Genomic DNA, 20,342 nt, shown 5'->3' on the forward strand with positions numbered 1-20,342 from the left:
TTACAAATTGTTAATACGAACGTACTTAATTGCCTGGCGGAAATAGGTGTACCCTACATGAATAACGCCATCTTCTGATTGAGTAATGGTCGGATAAGAAAATTCTCTGTTAAGTTTCTCTTGTGAATTGTTCGTCATACAAAAGCCATCACCTTCATCAAGGTTCGCGACGATAGCCCAACTATCTCCATTATCTTTCGATACTGCCAATGACATAGGGGCTCTTGGGGCCCCCCAAAATGCACTTTTACCGTCGATGATTTCTGGCTCTATCGCACCGCTGTCATCTTCAATTTCATCATACAAAGAGCTACGGCGATCGGTTGCTCCTGCTGCACTCATATTGTTGAACACCATGGCCAAATCACCATTATTTAAAACAGCAACCTGAATTGATGAGTTATTGTTAGGCAGTTCCGTTGCTTTAGGCTTAGTCCATGTTTCACCATTATCATAAGAATAACTTTGATAAATATTATCAGCCCAGCGGCTACGATAAACAGCAATTAAAGAACCATTTTTGAGTAGTGCAATCGACATATGAACACAACCCAAGCTTTCAGGAACAGCCACATCACGCCATGTTTTTCCCTTGTCTTCAGAAATTTTCACACTGCTTGTATCGTAGTTACCCACCCATTTCTCACCGGATTTCACTGTACAGTTGAAAATAGGTAATAACCAATTCCCATTATCGAGAACCACAATTGGCTGACGAATAAATGTTCCAGGCTTATCAATAAGTACATCGATATCTTGCCATGTCTCACCTAAATCCTCTGATTTTCTGTAACGAACAATTGCAGTGTCCTGATTACCGGATACTTGAGCAGTCCAAAGCAACCAAAGAATATTGTCTGGGTCTAAAAATAATACTGGGTTTTGTTCTGAACGTTCAGGATCATTTGACAATTTAACCGCTGCTTCCCAAACCTCAAAACCTTTACGTAAACGAGAACATAATATGGAAATATCAGATACCCCCTCTTGTGTACCCGCAAACCAGGTGCACAGGATGTCACCATTTGGTAGTACTAATAAATTCGATGCGTGGTTTTGCGGGTAGTTAGAAGGAAGCATTGCTATAGAAATATTATCATCTGTAACTTTTAATTTTCCATCTCGAACAACCGTAATGACGTCTTGATTCATTGAATACACTCCATTGTGTAGATGTTTCATAAATAGGTTAATGTAGCCCTCACTTTTGAGGGCTAATTTGAAGAAGGATTTAAACTAGCGTTGCATTAGGAATTTTGCTGGGTGATGATTTCCAACACCATACAATTAGACCTATGGCCACAGCTATGAAGAAAAACCATAATGGTGTTGCTGAGTTATCTATGACGATCCCTAAACTTGCTACTAAGAACAACATTCGTTCAATAATAGTTAAATTCTTCTTCAGCCAGCCTTGTAGGAATACTGCCCAACAGAATGTAGCCATTAACATACCAAAGAAAGCGATTAGAATTAGATACCAGCTACCTTGCCATAGTACAACTGGGTCAGTGATAAAGCTGAATGGCACTAGAAAAATAACAAGAGCATAAGAGAATGCGATGAACCCTGTTTTAGATGAATCGGCATTTCCGATTGCTGATGCTGCGTATGCGCAAAGTGCTACGGGTGGTGTAACCATTGACAGTACGCAGTAGTACATAATGAACATGTTCGCTGCAAGAACATCCACCCCCATCGAAATAAGTGCAGGAGCAAAGATAATAGAACCAATAATGTATGCCGCCACTGTAGGTAGTCCCATACCCATGATTATACAACCCAGAATAACCATAGCTAAAGATAGGTAGAGGTTATCCTGACCAACTAAGCTTAGAATCTCTACAAATTTAAATGCTAGGTTTGATTGAGTTGCCAGTACCATGATGATTCCTACTGATGCTAGCGGAACCGATACCCAAGACATCTGCTTAGCGATATCCAAAATCATCGGATAAATGATTTTGTAGCTGTAACGAGTATTTTTACGTAGAAGAGGAGCGAACAAAGCAACTACCGTGCCTACAAACGCTGCATAAGGAGCCGAGTATCCTGAAATCAGCGCAATAACTAAAAATACCGGAGAAATTATCAAGTGAAGACGAGGCAGAATCGGTTCAAATTGTAGGTCTTCTTTTGCAATGTTACCAATACCTGTTTTACGAGCACGTAGATCGATAATAACGAATAGTGCGAAGTAGAACGCAGCTGCCGGAATTATACCCGCAGCAGCAATTTCTGAATACGGAATACCAAGCATGTCAGCCATAACAAAGGCAGCAATGCCCATTATTGGTGGCATTAGTTGACCACCAGTAGATGCAATAGCTTCTGTCGCTGAAGCTTGTTCTTTGCTGTACCCCGAACGTTTCATTATTGGAATTGTTAGTACACCTGTTGATGTTGTATTTGCAACAGCTGAACCACTTACCATACCGAATAAAGCAGAGCCTAATAATGACATTTTAGCTGCACCACCAGTTAGAGATGCGGTTGCTTTCATTGCTAAATCAATGAAAACACTACCGCCACCAGTCATAGTGAAAACGCAACCAAACATGATGAAGAAAAATACAAAGTTAATTGCTGTGCTTGCTGTGATACCAAATAACCCATCAGCTTGCATACTAATCAGTTCAGTCATGGTATCTAGACTGAAACCATCATATGCAGTCCAGCCAGGAAAATATGGACCAAAGAATCCGTAGATAATGAAAACAATAACAACGGATAATAATGAGAAGCCAACCGAACGTCTTACCGCTTCAAACAACATTAGTAAGCCAACACAAAATGCGTACTTATCTGAAAATAGAATGTCATCAATCATCTCTAAGCGGGTTTCTAATCGTGGAATAGCTGTATAGTAATGATATACAACAGTGAGTGTTAACCCGACAAATACAAGGTTGAGCGCTCTTCCTAAATAGAGAAAAGATTTGTTCTTAAGATCTAAAGGCTTAAAACATAAAACAAGTGCTGTTGCCATATATACGTGGATACTTGCAGCAGTCAGTGGTGAAACCGGGGAAAAGAACTGTCTAAGTAGAAACACTAGGTAAGCAATGCTAATCACTGCCGTTATAGTGTTCATTAAATGACGATATTTCATGGCGATATCCTATCTACAGAATCAGCGGGGTCTACCTATAGAGGCCCACGATAAGAGATGCATGCGGAGATATTAGAACATACATCTCTTAGACTTTTTTATAACTGAAGGTTATTTAATCCAACCTTTCTCACGGTAATATTTCTCAGCACCTGGATGAAGTTCTATAACTTGTTCATGAGAACCAATGTCTTCTGGGTGCCAAAATTTTAGTGGTGAATGTGTCTTTTTAATTTCGGCTTGGTTTTCAACTAAGGCTTTAGTCACGTTATACACAATATCGTCACTTACTTTTGAATTGGTTAAAAATACCGTTGCGCTAACAGGATTAACATAGTCTTCAGTTTGGTCATCATAAGTACCTGCAGGCATAGTCCCTGTAGGTAGACCAACTTTCGCTAAATCAGTCAGAGTTTTTTTAGAATAAGGAATGTAAGTAACATCACTTGTTAAAGTCATTTCCGTTAGATTAGGGTGCATAGCAGGAACGTTATCGATGTACACATCAATTGCATTATCACGCATCATTTGGCTAGCTTGACCACTACCCATTTGAACAATTTTTCCTTCCTTCTTTAGTGTTTCAAAATCAGTACCAAGAGATTCAAAAATATAGTCAGCAATAATTGGAACCTGAGAACCCGTTGGCTTCATCGCAATAACAACTTTATCTGCTTTAATGATTTTCTCCCAAGTGTCATTACCTGTGCTTTCAACCCAACCTTTGCGAGCGACAGTTATTGTGTAAGCTTGTTGAACATTATCCAGAACCATTCTGAGCTCTTTGTTAGTACGACCTTTATAAATATCGGTTAGACCATCACGGGCCCATACCGCTGCATTTGATGTTGCGAAGCCAAAGTCGGCTTTACCTTGGTTGACGGCGACAGGGTTAGTCATACCGCCTCCTCGAGGGATTAGCTTGATTTTATACTCACCATTTGTTGTCTTGGGAATAAGTTGAGAAAAGGTGGTCCCATAGGTATACCACCCATTACCTGGCGGTTGAGAAATAATACTTGAGGTTTTCGCAAATGCTGGTTGTGCAATTAATAATCCTGCAATTACAATTCCTTTTGCATAATTAAGTAGCTTATTTTTGATTTTTTTTGTCATCATCACTCTAGTCCTTTTGTTATTTGTTTCAGATTATTGGTTATGAATAATTGTTTTTATTTTATTGATATCATCATCCGTAAAACATACTGGGTAACGGCTTTCACCGACATCTTCACCAAGTAAACTAATGGTCTTTTTAACTACCGCAGGTGCAAAAGCAATTGGATATAAATTTCCTCTCAAGTAATTAATTCTTTCTTGGGCTTGATTGGCTAATTGCAAATCATCACTCTTGAATCCTGTATAAATTTGGTTAACAAGATCCGGGACGATATTGGCAATGCCAGAAATACAACCTATACAGCCTTCTTGGTAGCCAGTTAAGATCAAAGAATCTGGGCCAGTGAGTACATCAAACTTATTATGTTTACGAGAGATCTCTAAGAATCCTGATAAGCTTTCGTATGAACCAGCACTATCTTTTATGCCATAGATATTGGGATGACTTGCCAATACATCTGCGATAGTTGGAGTAATCGTATTGCCAGTACGTGCTGGAATATTATAAAGATAAACCGGAATATCTAAGCTATCGGCGACTTGGCGGTAATAATTGATTAACTCACTTTCTCTTAGCGCTGAAAACCATGGTGTAATAACGGATACGGCATCTAAACCTAGCGATTGCACGTCTTTACCATGTGCAATGGTTTGTTCTAGTGTGAGCTCACCAATATGGCTAACCACACTCACTCGGCCTTTTGCTTGATCAATGCATACCGCAGTCACACGCCGCTTTTCCTCATCATTTAATACAAAGAACTCACCATTGGTACCATTGCAGAAAATATTGTTACCAAAGCCAATTTGACGTTCCACTTGGGCTCTTAAGCCATTTTCATTCAACGAACCATCAGGGTTAAATGGAGTGATAATGGCAACATATGGTCCTGAAATTGCTTGTTTCATCATGATTCCTTATTCGCAAATACTGTTATAGATTTCAAAAACTTCTTGTTCAGTCACGCTGACTGGAGAGTTATTGAGTAAACGTGTTACTTCCATCGTATTTTTAGCTAGTTCGGCTATTTGAGATTTGTCGATGCCAATTTCATTAAGCTTGGTTGGAAGTTGTAATTTATTCACTAAGCTTTCAAGGTAAATGACCAATTGATTTGCTTTTTCTGTTTTGCTTAGTGATAAATCAGCACTTGGTAATAAATCATAAACTTGTGAAAATTTTTCATTGGAATGTGTACAAATATGCTTCATACACGGAACTAGTAATAAGGAATTGGCTAGGCCGTGAGGGATCTTGTATTTACCACCAAGCGGATAAGAAAGGGCGTGAACTAGATGCGTGCCTGCATGAGATATAGCTGCCCCACCATAATAAGAAGCCCACAATAAATTTAAACGAACCAGTAAGTTTTCAGGTTGGTCAATTATTTTTTCGATATTGGTGAAGAACTTTTGCATACCAATTAAGGCGTAATTGTCACCAACAGGGTTAGAAATACTGGCGGTAAAGCATTCAATTAGATGGCACAAAGCATCGATGCTGGTCGATGCAGTAATGTGGTGAGGCATTGATAAAGTAAGTTCAGGAGCAAGTAACACGTAATCTGGCAGCATTATTGGTGAGATAATGCCGACTTTCGTTGCTTGTGAAGGCAAGGCAATAATTGCATTGGGCGTTGCTTCTGCACCGGTACCTGCCGTAGTTGGTATTAATGCTAGTGTAATTCTTTGGCTAGGTTTCTCGCCCTTTAGTAATGACTGAAAAATGTCACTTTTTGTTTTGTCACCTTGCTCAGCGTAGAGAACGGAAATCAGTTTACTTATGTCTAATACACTGCCGCCACCAATACCTAGTACCATATCGATGTTTTGTGGAAGTTGATTAATGAGTGTAGCGACATCTTGATCCGTTGGCTCGGCGGGAAGATCATCAATAATAGATATATGATGTGTGGTTCGTTTTAGCTCATTAATGAGCGATTGTATAGCCGGTAACCCAGAGACATTCTTATCGGTCATTAACAATAGATTATTGCAGTGACGGGTCACTTCTGTAATTTGTTTTGTATCGCCACTTAATACCGATGTAAAAATATTCATACCATCCCTCAGTTGATTTATTTCAATCACATTGCTTGTTAATTAAACACAATCCTAATTCAATAATAGAAAAATTAGTTTGATCTTGCTCTCATTTAATCAAAATGATTAAGTTTAATCATTTTGTTGTTTATTTGTGCGTATTTCTTGTTTATGATGCTGATACGGTCAAATTAAGCAGCAGAAGTGATAATAAACATGGGGCAGGCATTGAATTATATCGTAGCGGATGACTTTACTGGTGCTAATGACATTGGTATTGGTCTAGTGAATTCTGGAAGTAACGTTTCCGTCATTTTGCAACAAGATGACGGCATTCTCGACCTATCCGCCGATCACCACTACATTTTCTGCACAGACAGTCGCGATGATGATTGCTCTGTTGCTCAGGCTAAAATCCATAAGATAAAGTCCAGCTTTCCTCAGCTTTCACAACAAAAAATATTGTTGAAAAAAGTGGATTCAACACTTCGCGGAAATATTGGTGCAGAAATAGAAGCACTTGCGGGTGATGATTTTCCATTGGTTATTGTCGCGATCGGTGCTCCTAGTGTGGGAAGGACTACTATACAGGGCGTTTGTTATGTGGATAAGTTACCATTGATAGAGACCGAGTTTGCTAGCGATCCTAAGTCACCTATTCGATCCTCTCGTATTAGCGATATTATTTCGTCACAAACAGATTGGCCAATTCAGAATATCTTTCTTAATGACGTACGCTCTCCACAACTCACAGAAATACTTATGTTGCATCATCAATCCCCTCCACAGGTAGTCATTTGCGATGTCGAGAACACTCAAGATTTAAGTTCTATTTATCAAGCAGCCATATCGCTATCTAGCAAGGTGTTATTAGTTTCGACTGGAGATATGACGCATGTAGTGCCGCCATTAGTTGAACGAACTATTGATAGATCAAGGTTAATCGAGACAGATGCCATATCAATGTTAGGCATTGTTGGATCGATGAGTGAAGTGAGTGTGCAGCAGCAAAAACGGCTTGAAGGATCAGATAATACTCACGTGATTGATATTGACGTAGAAGCATTATTGTCTTTAAACCATGAACAGTATTGCTCAATGGTTGTGGGGCAAGCCGTGAAATTTTTAGCAGCAGGGCAACATTGTTTTTTGAGAACTTGCAGTGATGTGGAGCAACGACACCAGATTATCAATATTGCTAACCGTTTAGGCCTTTCTCGCCAAGAGCTTGGCAATAAGGTGAAATTCACCCTCGCAGAGTTAACTCAAAAGATCATCACCAAGCAAAAACCAGGCTCTCTCTTCTTATGTGGTGGTGATATCGCATTGGCTCTCTGTCATCAATTAAATATAAGTAAATTCAAACTTCAAGGTATTACAGCAGGCTGTGTTCCTTGGGGATATCTATCCTACCCACAACTTACATCTATTCCTGTCTTTACAAAGGCGGGCGGGTTTGGCGACCCAACGACTTTATTACAAGTTATCCATTTTATTGAAAAGAGGATTTAATATGAGCGGCATTATTGGCATCACGATGGGCGATCCGGCAGGTATTGGTCCTGAAATTATTATGAAAGCATTGGAAGCACCTTCAGTTAAAGGGCGTCAATGTGTTGTTATTGGCAGTGTCGATATATTGAAATTGACCCTTGAAAAAGGCCTGTGCGCTCCAGTAGAAATAAACGTTATTAATGAGGTAAGTGAGGCTAATTTTTCATCTAATATCGTGAATGTTATTGATATACCGCTAGATGATATTAGCAGCTTTGAATTTGGTAAAGTTCAACCACAAGCAGGTGATTTGGCTTATCGTTGTATTGAAAAAGCGACATCATTAGCTTTATCTGGTGATATTGCTGCTGTGGCCACCGCCCCTTTGAATAAAGAAGCGCTTCATTCTGCTGGGCATTTATATCCCGGCCATACCGAACTACTTGCCAAACTAACCAATACTAAAGATTATGCAATGGTCTTGTATACGGATACATTGAAGGTGATCCATGTTACGACTCATATTGCCTTGCTTGATTTTTTAACAAATTTAAATCAAGAAAGAATTAATACGGTTATTGGGATTGCTGACACTTTTATGAAGAAAGCGGGCTTTGAGCATCCTAGAATTGCCGTTGCAGGCGTAAACCCTCATGCGGGTGAGAACGGATTATTTGGTAAAGAAGAAATCAATATCGTCACTCCTTCGATAAATACCATGAAAGAAGAAGGCATTGATGTGTATGGCCCTTGTCCTCCTGATACGGTTTTCTTACAAGCCCATCAGGGCAAATATGATATTGTTGTGGCCATGTATCATGATCAAGGCCATATACCATTAAAATTAATGGGCTTTTATGATGGTGTTAATATCACAGCAGGGTTACCATTCTTCCGTACTTCCGCTGATCATGGCACCGCATTTGATATTGCTTGGCAAGGTAAAGCAAATCCAGAGAGCATGATCGTTTCTGTTGAACTAGCCGTAAAGTTAAGCAATATATGAAAAATCAGCATCGAGTTGAAAAAATAATAGAATATTTAAAGTCTTATAACTTGGCGACGGTGGAGGACTTGGTAAAAGTTGTCTCTGCATCGCCGGCGACGGTTCGTCGAGACTTAATTCAATTAGATGAACAAGGCGTAATATCTCGTACACATGGCGGGGTTTCTTTAAATCGTTTTGTCGCCAATCAACCCACTACTCACGAGAAAATGATCCAAAATATTCGTGAAAAGAGGTTGATTGCAGCGGCTGCCATGTCGTTAGTTAAAGCGGGAGACTCTGTTGTACTCGATGCTGGGACCACTGCGTTAACTCTCGCTCGGCACTTTATTGAGTTGCCGTTGCGAGTGATTACGGTGGATTTGCATATTGCTTTATTTTTGTCGGAATTTAAGCAAATTGAAGTGTTCGTTGCTGGTGGGAAAGTGGATGATAGCAGTCAATCCACTATCGGTGAGCATGGCCGCTCTTTATTGAGAAATATTAATCCCGATGTTGCTTTTATTACTTGTAATTCATGGAGTATCGAGAAAGGAATCACGACACCAACAGAAGAAAAATCGGCTCTAAAGCATGATTTAATCTCAAGTGCGACAACGAAAGTATTGATTGCTGACAGCAGTAAATTTGGCAAATATTCGCTATTTAAAGCCTGTGATCTGGAAGATTTAGATTACATTGTATGTGATTCTCATTTACCTCTTAAAGACCAAGAAAAATTAAAGCAGACGGGCATAAAAACCGTGTTTGTTTAATTTCCTGTATGGCGTTGTTAAAAAATTTCACTGTTTCATACCAATTTAAGATCAAAATTATGAGGGCGTTTAGAATTCTGCGTCAGTTAATTTTGACTACATATCTAAGACGCCATCTACGCAACCTTCAAAATGAGTCTCCAGTTGAAACAATGTCATATTCCAATACTGGATTAGCATTGCCCATTTATTAGATTCATTCAATATCCCAACATACTCAGGTATTATTGCCCCCATTTATATTCTAATCTCTCTACCTCTGCCGCTTTGCCACGGCTCGATAAACTTGCCTCTTGAAGTTACTTGGGTATACATAAAAACAAAAAAAGCCGATCAATCGATCGACTTTTTTATAAGGTGTTTTATTGCAACTTCAATTACTGAGCGTTTGCTTCACGTTCTTCGATAAAAGCTAATGCCATTTTGATACGAGCAATCACGCGCTCTTGACCAATTAACTGCATTACTGCATCAACAGACGGAGATTGACCACCACCGGTTACGGCTACGCGAAGTGGCATACCGATTTTACCCATGCCGATTTCTAACTCTTCACATACTTGCGCAATAACGCCGTGTAGGTTTTCAGTTGTCCAATCGCTCAAGGCTTCGACTTTGCTTAACGCTAACTCAAGAGGACCTTTTGCTACGCCACGTAAGTGTTTCTTCGCTGCGCCAGCTTCAAACTCTGAGAAATCTTCATAGAAGTAGCGAGATTGTTCCGCTAATTCAATAAGAGTATTACAACGCTCGCCAACCAGTTTGATCACATCAGTAATCGCAGGGCCATTTTCGATGTTGATGTTTTGATTATCTAGGTGCCATTGTAGGTGCTCTGCTACGTACTCAGGCTCAGACGTTTTGATGTAGTGGTTGTTCAACCAAAGTAGTTTATCAGTGTTAAATGCTGATGCTGATTTGCTGATTGCATTTAAGCTGAAGAATTCAATCATCTCTTCGCGAGAGAAGATCTCTTGGTCGCCATGAGACCAACCTAGACGCACTAGGTAATTATTTAGAGCGTTCGGCAAGTAACCTTCATCACGGTATTGCATTACGCTTACTGCGCCATGACGTTTTGAAAGCTTGGCACCGTCATCACCTAAGATCATTGCACAGTGAGCGAAAGTCGGAACTGGCGCGCCTAGTGCTTCATAGATGTTGATTTGGCGAGGCGTGTTGTTGATATGATCTTCACCACGTACCACATGAGTAATACCCATATCCCAATCATCAACCACAACACAGAAGTTGTAAGTTGGAGAGCCGTCAGTACGACGAATGATTAAGTCATCCAATTGGCTATTTGAAATTTCGATACGGCCACGGATTTGGTCTTCAAATACTACCGAACCTTCTTTCGGGTTACGGAAACGAATTACGCATGGATCACCGTCTTTTGCTGCTTGGTTTACGGCAACAATTTTTGGGTGATTGGCATCGTAACGCGCCATTTCTTTATTCGCTTCTTGTTCAGCGCGAATTTCATCAAGAAGTTCTTTTGATGCGTAGCATTTATAAGCTTTGTCTTCAGCTAATAGCTTATCAACCATTTCGTTGTAACGATCAAAGCGCTTAGTTTGGTAGTAAGGACCTTCATCCCAATCCAAACCCATCCATTGCATGCCTTCTAAAATTGCATCAACCGCTTCTTGGGTTGAACGTTCAATGTCGGTATCTTCGATACGTAAAACAAATTCACCGCCTTGGCTTTTTGCGTATAACCAAGAATAAAGAGCAGTACGAGCACCGCCTACGTGAAGATAGCCTGTTGGGCTAGGAGCAAAACGTGTTTTAACCGTCATCAAAATTACCTTATCGAGTGTTTTACAAAACAGGTTTTTGACTCACTGCGTGGTGAAACCAATACAGTGGCAAAATGTTGGACACATTCTAGCACCCAATGCTAGGCACTAAAATAGCCAACCAATAAATTGGCTCGAAGTAATCTCATCTGCGGTAACTAAAACAAAAAAAAGGAAACATCGATAAGACATTTCCTTTTTTATACCCAAGTAACTTCAAGGAGCGAGTTTCAGCAAGAATAAGACAAGCTTTAGGCAAGACAAATTGAATATGATCATAGTCATTCTATCTCTGTTCAATTTAACGCCGCATAAAGCTTGTTTTAACTTGCCCTTCGGGAGCTTCATTCAAACCTTTATACTGCGTCAGATTGGTTTGAAAGGTGCTTACATTCCTTCGCCAATCTTCCTTGCCTAAAGGTTTGGATGATAGCTCTGAATTCTGCATCTTGAAGTCACTTGGGTATAGCTATATCAGTTTAGGATTTTGAATGAATGGCGGCCACCTTCATTCGGCAAGTGGCTCACAACATAACGCCATGAGACCACTTGGTGTTGCTGTTAACTCAGACTTCCGTGATTATTTCACTGTGAAAGGAATGGTTTTAGCTAGCTTGCCCCCAGAGCCCCATGACACACTAAAACCACCAGCCAATTCGCCTAGACAGCCAATTATATTGTGCTCATTTTCTTGACCCTACCCTTGTGGGAAGGTTTATAGTGCAGTAATTCCCTAGATAATCAGTGCTTGAGAGGCCGTTATGAATCATTATCAACTAACTTTGCATGGGCTAAATTGCATGGGCTGCGCTAAAAAAGCGCGCGCTAAATTAGAAGCGCTCGACAATACTCAAGTTGAGTCGATAAGCCCTACTCGAGCAGAACTAAAGACCGAAGCAACATTAGGGGATATTAATCATGCGCTAAGCGAGTTTGGTTATCGCGCAGAGCAAACCTTGCATTTTGAACTCACCGGCTTAAATTGCGGACGTTGTGTGGCAAAACTAGAAACCGCTTTAAGTGAGCTTCCTGACATTAGCCAAATGGAAGTGAGTAAGTATTCACTACAACTCACTAGTAACCATGAAGCCTCTGATATTAGTGAGGTTATTGAGCAGCTTGGCTATCAAGCCAAACAAGTAGAAAGCGCAGCATTTGAGACAGAAAAACCTGTTACTTCTACTGAAGCCACGGCTACGCCACAGGTAGAACAGCCAACGCCTCAACAATTAGAAGAAATCAACGATTCATCAACCGCTTTGCATTTCTTAATTTCTGGTATGACGTGCGCCAGTTGCGTCTCATCTGTTGAAAAAGCCATTGCCTCCCATCCGCAAGTGACTCGCGCTCAAGTTAATTTAGCCGAACAAACCGCCTGGGCCTATCTTGAAAATAATAGCCTTGAGAACAGTCGTCTTGAGCAAAACAGCGTTGAACAAGAATCAGAGTCTCTATCAGCACAAATTATTGAACAAGTAAAAGCCGCAGGTTACCAAGCCGAACGCATTCAAAATGACGACCAAATGCGTGAGCAACAACAAGCTCAATTTAGCAAAACCCAAAAAGCGCATCGTAACAGTGCAGTTGCAGGCATTGTGATTGGCGTTCCTTTAATGTTGTGGGGTGTACTTGGTGGCAGCATGATGATCACTAGCCCTCAGTCCCAATGGGCTTGGGGAATCATTGGCATCATTTGTTTCGCGCTATTGGCAAGCGCTGGCAAACCGTTTTTCATTAATGCTTGGCAGGCGCTGACTCACAAGCGTGCCACTATGGATACCTTAGTCGCGCTTGGTACTGGCGCTGCTTGGTTGTATTCCATGTTGATAGTCATTGCGCCAAATTGGTTTCCTGAACAAGCACGCCATGTGTATTTTGAAGCCAGCGCCATGATCATTGGTTTAATCTCGCTCGGCCACTATATAGAAGCAAAAGCTAAAGCAAGAACCACCGATGCGCTACAAGGCTTGATTAACCTACAGCCGAAAACCGCCACGCTGTATCAAGATGGTGAAGAAAAGCACATTGCCGTAAAAGACATTCAAACTGGCATGGTCGTGCGAGTCAAACCCGGTGAACGTATTCCAATTGATGGTGTGGTTGTTGAGGGGTCATCTTATCTTGATGAAGCTATGCTCACCGGTGAACCGATTGCTGCGCTTAAACAAAAAGACGACAAAGTGTTTACCGGCACCATCAACCAAGACGGTAGCTTATTGATTAAAGCGACTATGGTTGGCGAACAGACTACCCTAGCGCGCATTATTCAGTTAGTCCGCCAAGCTCAAAGTAGTAAGCCTGCGCTGGCTCGTTTAGCGGATCAAATATCCTCGGTATTTGTGCCGGTAGTCATTATGATTGCCATCATTGCTGCAGCAGTTTGGTATCTATTTGGCCCAACACCACAAGCCAGTTATATGTTGGTTGTGGTGACCACAGTTTTAATTATTGCTTGCCCTTGTGCGCTTGGCCTTGCTACTCCACTATCAATTACGGTTGGAGTCGGCAAAGCAGCAGAACTCGGAATATTAATTAAAGATGCCGAAGTGCTGCAAACGGCCAGCCAAATTCAGACCATCGTATTTGATAAAACCGGCACGCTGACCCAAGGTAAACCGAGTGTGCAAAGTGAAACTTGCCTACTTTCAAATCCGGATAGCCTATGGAGTGATGTTTATCAGCTAGAAGCACAATCGGAGCATCCATTAGCTCAAGCGGTATGCCAGTATATTAAGCAAACCCATACCGAAATTGATATCTCCAACACTAAGGTAGATCACTACCAAACCGAGCGTGGCCTAGGGGTGCAAGGTAACGTAAGTGGTCATCAATATTGGATTGGTAGTCCGCGTTACTTAGAGGAAAACCAAGTATCGCTAACTGAACATCGCGATGCGCTCTCACAACTTGAAAAAAATGCCGAAACGCCAATCCTGATTGCTCAAGATGGTGAACTCGCCGCCATCATTGGGGTATCGGATCCATTGCGTGAAGAATCGAAACAAACCGTCAAGCAATTGCACAAAATAGGCATCGAAGTCGTACTACTGTCGGGCGATCATCCATCGGTAGCTAATGCGATTGGTCAACAACTTGGAATTGATAAAGTGATTGCAGGTGTACTACCTGATCAAAAAGCGCAGCATATTCGCGCACTGCAAAATTCAGATGAAGGTAAGCGTGTAGTGGCGATGGTAGGCGATGGCATTAATGATGCGCCGGCATTAGCTCAAGCCGATGTGGGCATTGCAATGGGAAGTGGCTCTGATATTGCAATAGAAAATGCCAATATGACACTACTTAAATCGTCACCACTCGCGGTGGTACATGCCATTGAATTATCGAAAGCGACGGTGAAAAACATCAAGCAGAATTTGCTCGGCGCCTTCCTTTATAACAGTTTAGGTATTCCGGTGGCGGCAGGTGTTCTGTATCCATTTTTCGGTATCATGCTCAGCCCAGTCGTGGCTGGTGCGGCAATGGCGCTTTCATCGATTACCGTGGTGAGTAATGCCAATCGCTTAAGATTATTTAAACCAAAACAATAACCAGAACGGAATAGCATGATCCCACTTTCATCATGCTATTCTATCTTTAAGACAAAACCGAACTCTACTTCCAAGTGATTCAAGGTACATGGCTGATATGAAAAACTGGCGACCTCTTCTACTTTCTTTATTGTCACTGCCCTCTTTATTGTTTGCCACTACAAGCCACGCGGAACCATTGGTTTGGAAAGCGACTAAAGGGCAACAACAATTGATGCTAATTGGGACTATTCATTTGGGGCATAAAAGCATGTACCCATTGCCGGAAGTGTTAGAGCAATTTTTGAAAACCAGTGATGGATTAGTATTAGAAGCTAACCTTGAAGAAAGCATACCACAAATAAACTTTGATGGCGTGACACTCACCAAGCAAGTTCTAACTTCAGAACAAAGAAAGCAACTTGAGAAAACCGCCAAACAGCTCAAGCTAGACCCGATAGTATTACTCAACTTACCGCCTTGGTTAACCGCAGTCAGCATTGAAAATCAAACATTTGAATCACTTGGTTATGATGCTAGTGAAGGCGTTGATCAAACCATACAAAAACAAGCTCAAGCATTAAAAGTTCCATTACTGACATTTGAAACCCTTGCCCAACAACTTGATGTATTGCAAAACCTACCGGATAACGGCAAAAGCTTATTGCTTGATGCGATCAGTGATGAAGAGCCGCAAACTGAAGATATTTATTCGTGCATAATTCAAAGCTGGCAAGATGGCGATCAAGACAACTTACTCGAATTACTGGAAACATCAGAATGGGATCAGCAAACCAGCGATGATTTACTGTATAGCCGTAACCGAGATTGGATAAACAAAATAACTGACCCATCGTTTTTATCTCCGACAGGCCAATATGTGATTGCGGTAGGTGCTTTGCATTTAATCGCTGAACAAAACTTGATTCAAGCACTGGTAGAGCATGGTTATCAGGTTACTCAAGTCACCACCAGCACAGACAGTTATTGTCCACTTTAAGCTATTTTGAAAAAATTAAACAACTTGCAAATGATTGCGGTTATCACGACTTTTACGGATAAGCTCGTCGCCTTGTTCAACGTTTGATGATTTAGCTAAGCGGTCATACAGCAAAACATTGACCGTGGCAGCTAGGTTCATACACCCTACCGTTGGCACATACACCACTGCATCGGCTTTCGATACCACCGACTGTTCGATGCTGCCATCTTCAGGGCCAAACACGTATAATGCTTTTTCTGGGTGCACAAACTCAGGTAGAGCAATCGCCCCTTCCGCTAATTCAACACACACGATCTTGGTATCTGCATCTAAGCCTTGCAGCATGTCATCTACCCCATCAAGTGGAATATGACGGGCAACACTTTTGGTATCGGTATGAAACTTGGCGGCTTTTTCATATCGCACGCCAGTATAACGAACCGCATCCGCGCGATAACAACCAGCAGCACGCATCACCGCACCGACATTAGATGGGCTTTTTGGGTTAGTTAAACCGAGAATGACGTGAGTATTACTAATCGGCATAAAGAAAGTCATAGTAGAAAACGGTCGCGCGATAATAGCAAAACAAATATGCATCATCAAAGCGTTAAGTTACGATGCTTAACAAACCATCAGATTGTTATGATTGAATCTCAATCAAAAGTAGCATTAAATAATCGCACTCTCATAATTTTAGCCATATCAAGGAAGTATAAATGACTCATATTCACGATACCATTTCCTCACTACAACACACCAGCCCTGCTCAAAAGGAATTTTATCAAGCTGTTGAAGATGTTTTACATTCACTTGTTCCCCTGATTGAAAGTAACAAACAATACCAAGAGCAAGCTATACTCCAAAGAATCGTCGAACCAGAGCGTCAAATCATGTTTCGTGTTCCTTGGGTTGATGATACCGGCCAAGTTCAAGTAAACAAAGGTTACCGAATTGAATTTAACTCTGCCCTTGGTCCATACAAAGGCGGCTTAAGATTTCATCACTCAGTCAATGCTGGCATTATTAAATTTCTTGGTTTTGAGCAAATATTCAAAAATGCCCTGACTGGATTACCAATTGGTGGCGGTAAAGGCGGATCGAACTTCGATCCTAAAGGCAAATCTGATGGCGAGATCATGCGTTTTTGTCAGTCCTTTATGAATGAACTATACCGCCATATTGGTCCAACTACAGACGTTCCTGCAGGGGATATAGGGGTTGGGGCTCGTGAAATCGGCTATTTATTTGGTCAATATAAGCGTTTAACTGGTCGTTATGAAGGTGTTCTTACCGGAAAGAGTTTGCTATGGGGTGGTTCACTGGTAAGAAAAGAAGCCACCGGCTATGGCGCGGTTTATTTTGCAGAATACATGCTCAATGATCGACAAAGCTCATTAAAAGGAAAAAGGTGTTTAGTTTCCGGTGCGGGTAACGTGGCTATTTACGCTATCGAAAAACTATATCAAATCGGTGCGACCCCAGTAACTTGCAGTGACTCGAGAGGCACAATTTATCATGAACAAGGTATCGACCTTGAACTGCTCAAACAACTCAAAGAAGTACAACGTGCCAGCTTAGAAGCCTATTTAGCCACCTACCCAGAAGCAAAGTATACTCCCGTGGACGATTACCCAGAAGATGGTCATAGCGTGTGGCGCTATCAAGCAGACGCAGCTTTCCCATGCGCAACACAAAATGAACTGACACTGTCTGACGCCCAAGCATTGCTCAGTAATGGATGTCACTTAATCAGTGAGGGTGCAAATATGCCAACCACGCCAGAAGCGGTTCAAACTATTATTGAATCTAAAATCGCTTATGGTCCAGCGAAAGCGGCTAATGCGGGTGGCGTGGCAACCAGTCAGCTTGAAATGGCACAAAATGCCAGTATGCAGAATTGGACTTTCGAGAAAGTAGATGCCCACTTACAAGCCATTATGAAAAACATTTTTGATAATGCGAACGAAACAAGTAAAGAGTTTGGTCAACCTGGTAACTTAATGTTAGGTGCTAATATTGCTGGCTTTAGAAAGGTTGCCGATGCAATGATCGAACAAGGTGTCGTCTAAGCGAAAATCAACGCTACTTTTATTGAAGATGGCGTTTGGTTAAAGTTCTAATATCAGGCGCTCCCCTTCCTGGTGGGGTAGATGCAAAAAGGCTCCGCATTTCTGCAGAGCCCTTTTTGAAAGTACTCGGTGAAGAGCCAGAATTCTAATATCAGACGAACCCCCGATTAGTCGGGCTTAAATACAAAAAGGCCTCACATTGCTAATACGGCTTTTTTAATGTGGTCGGTGAAGAGCCAAGATTCTAATTTCAGGCGACCCCCCGACCCGTCGGGATTAAAACGAAAAAAGGCTCCGCATTTCTGCAGAGCCTTTTTCTTAATATGGTCGGTGAAGAGGGATTCGAACCCCCGACCCTCTGGTCCCAAACCAGATGCGCTACCAAGCTGCGCTATTCACCGGAGATGCGTATATTACGGATTTTATTCGCAAGCGCAAGGGGTTTAAGGCAATTATTTTACGATTTTAAAAAATAACGTTCGTTTGCTGATTTTATAATCAGATACGATTCCCATATCCCTCTCCACCGTTATAATTTATCTATATAGTCAAAGTAATTGGAGTTGCAGCTTCAAGTACGAAAGGTATAACAGCTTTCCATCAAGTGGTGATGATTATGACAGACGATAACGACTTAGACTTATTTCAACAAATGATGGGTGATGTTAAACCGATAAAGCAAGACACGACCATTCGCACCAAAGAACGCAGTCTCACTGAAGCTCACCTTGCCAGACGCAAAGCAGCCGTATCTTTAGCAGAAGAGTATGACGAATATCTATCGTTGGATAATGCCCCACAACTAAGACCTGATGATATATTGGAGTACAAAAAAGATGGCGTTCAAGACGGCGTGTTCCGCAAACTACGTTTAGGTAAGTACCCGATTACCGCCAAGTTAGATTTACACCGTCGCACTTTAGAGCAAGCTCGTGAAGATGTGGTGTCGTTTTTACGCCAAGCACAGCGCCTTGATACTCGCAGTGTACTCATTGTGCATGGTAAAGGTGAACGTTCTAACCCACCAGCCTTGTTGAAAAGCTATGTTGCCGCATGGCTTGAGCAAATTTCTGATGTGATGTGCTTTCATAGCGCCCAGCCTTTTCATGGCGGCACCGGTGCGGTGTATGTCCTGATTAAGAAAAGCGCTGAAATGAAACTGGATAACCGCGAGCGTCACCAAAAACGAATGAGTTAAATCAGCAAATCTGCTAAACTCTGCCACCTTCATCGCTCAAGCTATCTTTTTAAGATATAGCTGAGCATTTCCGTTGTGAAACGTCAAAAGAGATCACTATGACTAATCAAACCTCTGCTATTCGTCTTAATAAATTCATCAGCGATTCAGGCTTTTGCTCACGCCGTGAGGCCGACAAACTTATCGACCAAGGTCGTGTCACCATTAATGGCATTATTCCTGAAATGGGGACTAAAGTGCTACCGGGTGATGATGTTCAGGTTGATAACAAACCAATTAAGACCAAAGAAAAACCTATCTATATTGCGCTAAATAAACCAACGGGAATTACTTGTACGACCGAACGTCACGTTGAAGGCAATATCGTTGATTTTATTGGTCACCGTAAACGTATCTTCCCAATTGGTCGCCTAGATAAACCTTCTGATGGTTTGATTTTTTTAACCAATGACGGCGATATCGTCAACAAGATCTTACGTGCCGGTAATGCCCATGAAAAAGAATATGTAGTACGTGTTGATAAGCCAATCACCGAAGAGTTTATTGCTAAGATGGGAGCCGGTGTCGATATTTTAGATACCACAACCCTACCTTGTAAGGTAAGCAAAGAAACGGATTTTTCATTCCGCATGACTTTGACTCAAGGCCTAAACCGCCAAATTCGTCGTATGTGTGAAGCCTTGGGTTACGATGTTTATAAACTACGTCGCGTTCGCATTATGAACATCACCATTGATGGTCTACCAAATGGTAAATGGCGTTACTTAACCGATGCTGAAATCACTGAAATTCATAACATGATTGAAGGTTCCGTTAACACCGAAGAAGCCTCTAAACTGGCTGCCGATGGGCACACCATCGCAAAAGCGACGGATGCTAAATTGCACGATGCGCGCAAGCAAGCACAAGCGGAAAAAGAACGCGAAACTCAATTTAAAACTTACCGCGGTAAAGGTGAGTTTGAACGTAAACCTCGTGGCCACAACGCGAAAAGTGGTAATGGCAAGACAAGCGAACGTTCTGGCGGTAACCGTACTCGTAATCAAGACAAACCAAAAGCGTCGCCATCAAGAAAACCGGCGAGTAAAGGCTCGCGTTTTGGTAACTCAAATAGCAGTACCATCAAAAAATGGACGCCAAAGAAATAATCATTAAATAATACCCACCCCAACAAATAACTAATCCGGTAGCGACTTATCAAAGCGCTACCGGTATTTTTATTATCAATC

General features: G+C 41.5%; 15 protein-coding genes and 1 tRNA gene. 8 read left to right on the forward strand and 8 right to left on the reverse strand.

Annotated elements, in window-relative coordinates:
* The 5 genes from K358_RS0114320 to K358_RS0114340 all read right to left on the reverse strand — a co-directional run bounded on the left by K358_RS0114320 (position 1) and on the right by K358_RS0114340 (position 6,292).
* Positions 1-1,152: a sialidase family protein gene (locus K358_RS0114320; protein WP_027697464.1), complete on the reverse strand. Its 1,152-nt coding sequence runs from the start codon at positions 1,150-1,152 to the stop codon at positions 1-3.
* 79 nt (positions 1,153-1,231) lie between these two features.
* Positions 1,232-3,094, reverse strand: a complete 1,863-nt coding sequence (locus tag K358_RS0114325; RefSeq protein ID WP_244875263.1) for a TRAP transporter permease — start codon at positions 3,092-3,094, stop codon at positions 1,232-1,234.
* A gap of 129 nt (positions 3,095-3,223) precedes the next feature.
* The gene (locus K358_RS0114330) at positions 3,224-4,231 is read right to left on the reverse strand and encodes a TAXI family TRAP transporter solute-binding subunit (RefSeq protein ID WP_027697466.1); all 1,008 of its coding nucleotides are present in this window, start codon (positions 4,229-4,231) and stop codon (positions 3,224-3,226) included.
* A gap of 30 nt (positions 4,232-4,261) precedes the next feature.
* A complete protein-coding gene (locus K358_RS0114335; RefSeq protein ID WP_027697467.1) occupies positions 4,262-5,140 on the reverse strand; it encodes a dihydrodipicolinate synthase family protein in 879 nt (292 codons plus the stop codon).
* A gap of 9 nt (positions 5,141-5,149) precedes the next feature.
* Positions 5,150-6,292 (reverse strand): iron-containing alcohol dehydrogenase, encoded by a 1,143-nt coding sequence (locus tag K358_RS0114340; RefSeq protein WP_027697468.1) that lies wholly within the window; start codon positions 6,290-6,292, stop codon positions 5,150-5,152.
* 210 nt (positions 6,293-6,502) lie between these two features.
* Here K358_RS0114340 and K358_RS0114345 point away from each other — a divergent pair, with 210 nt between their 5' ends.
* Genes K358_RS0114345 through K358_RS0114355 form a run of 3 tightly spaced genes read left to right on the forward strand, consistent with a single transcriptional unit; the run spans position 6,503 to position 9,529 of the window.
* A complete protein-coding gene (locus K358_RS0114345) occupies positions 6,503-7,786 on the forward strand; it encodes a four-carbon acid sugar kinase family protein (protein ID WP_169716301.1) in 1,284 nt (427 codons plus the stop codon).
* 1 nt (position 7,787) lies between these two features.
* A complete protein-coding gene (gene pdxA, locus K358_RS0114350; protein WP_027697470.1) occupies positions 7,788-8,774 on the forward strand; it encodes a 4-hydroxythreonine-4-phosphate dehydrogenase PdxA in 987 nt (328 codons plus the stop codon).
* Positions 8,771-9,529 (forward strand): DeoR/GlpR family DNA-binding transcription regulator, encoded by a 759-nt coding sequence (locus K358_RS0114355; protein WP_027697471.1) that lies wholly within the window; start codon positions 8,771-8,773, stop codon positions 9,527-9,529. Before pdxA ends, K358_RS0114355 begins: the two co-directional genes overlap by 4 nt.
* A 377-nt stretch (positions 9,530-9,906) precedes the next feature.
* Here K358_RS0114355 and gltX read toward each other — a convergent pair whose 3' ends face one another.
* The gene (gene gltX, locus K358_RS0114365; protein ID WP_027697472.1) at positions 9,907-11,334 is read right to left on the reverse strand and encodes a glutamate--tRNA ligase; all 1,428 of its coding nucleotides are present in this window, start codon (positions 11,332-11,334) and stop codon (positions 9,907-9,909) included.
* Between the two features lie 761 nt (positions 11,335-12,095).
* Here gltX and K358_RS0114375 point away from each other — a divergent pair.
* Together K358_RS0114375 and K358_RS0114380 are read left to right on the forward strand one after the other, a co-directional pair.
* On the forward strand, positions 12,096-14,882 hold the full coding sequence (locus K358_RS0114375) for a heavy metal translocating P-type ATPase (protein WP_027697474.1): 2,787 nt from the start codon (positions 12,096-12,098) through the stop codon (positions 14,880-14,882).
* Positions 14,883-14,979: 97 nt separating this feature from the next.
* Positions 14,980-15,861 (forward strand): TraB/GumN family protein, encoded by an 882-nt coding sequence (locus K358_RS0114380; protein ID WP_169716302.1) that lies wholly within the window; start codon positions 14,980-14,982, stop codon positions 15,859-15,861.
* 15 nt (positions 15,862-15,876) lie between these two features.
* Here the strand turns inward: K358_RS0114380 and K358_RS0114385 are convergent, their stop codons facing one another.
* Positions 15,877-16,389: an RNA methyltransferase gene (locus tag K358_RS0114385; protein ID WP_226980970.1), complete on the reverse strand. Its 513-nt coding sequence runs from the start codon at positions 16,387-16,389 to the stop codon at positions 15,877-15,879.
* Positions 16,390-16,562: 173 nt separating this feature from the next.
* Between K358_RS0114385 and gdhA the strand changes: the two genes are divergently transcribed.
* On the forward strand, positions 16,563-17,915 hold the full coding sequence (gdhA, locus tag K358_RS0114390; protein WP_027697477.1) for an NADP-specific glutamate dehydrogenase: 1,353 nt from the start codon (positions 16,563-16,565) through the stop codon (positions 17,913-17,915).
* Between the two features lie 324 nt (positions 17,916-18,239).
* On the opposite strand, the gene K358_RS0114395 is transcribed toward gdhA, so the two are convergent.
* A tRNA-Pro gene (locus tag K358_RS0114395) sits at positions 18,240-18,316 on the reverse strand.
* Positions 18,317-18,531: 215 nt separating this feature from the next.
* Between K358_RS0114395 and smrA the strand changes: the two genes are divergently transcribed.
* Together smrA and rluF are read left to right on the forward strand one after the other, a co-directional pair.
* Positions 18,532-19,113: a DNA endonuclease SmrA gene (gene smrA / locus K358_RS0114405; RefSeq protein WP_027697478.1), complete on the forward strand. Its 582-nt coding sequence runs from the start codon at positions 18,532-18,534 to the stop codon at positions 19,111-19,113.
* Between the two features lie 98 nt (positions 19,114-19,211).
* The gene (gene rluF, locus K358_RS0114410; protein WP_027697479.1) at positions 19,212-20,261 is read left to right on the forward strand and encodes a 23S rRNA pseudouridine(2604) synthase RluF; all 1,050 of its coding nucleotides are present in this window, start codon (positions 19,212-19,214) and stop codon (positions 20,259-20,261) included.
* Positions 20,262-20,342 lie beyond the last annotated feature (81 nt).

It is taken from the genome of Vibrio litoralis DSM 17657 (assembly GCF_000426765.1).
In the GTDB taxonomy this organism is placed as follows: domain Bacteria; phylum Pseudomonadota; class Gammaproteobacteria; order Enterobacterales; family Vibrionaceae; genus Vibrio; species Vibrio litoralis.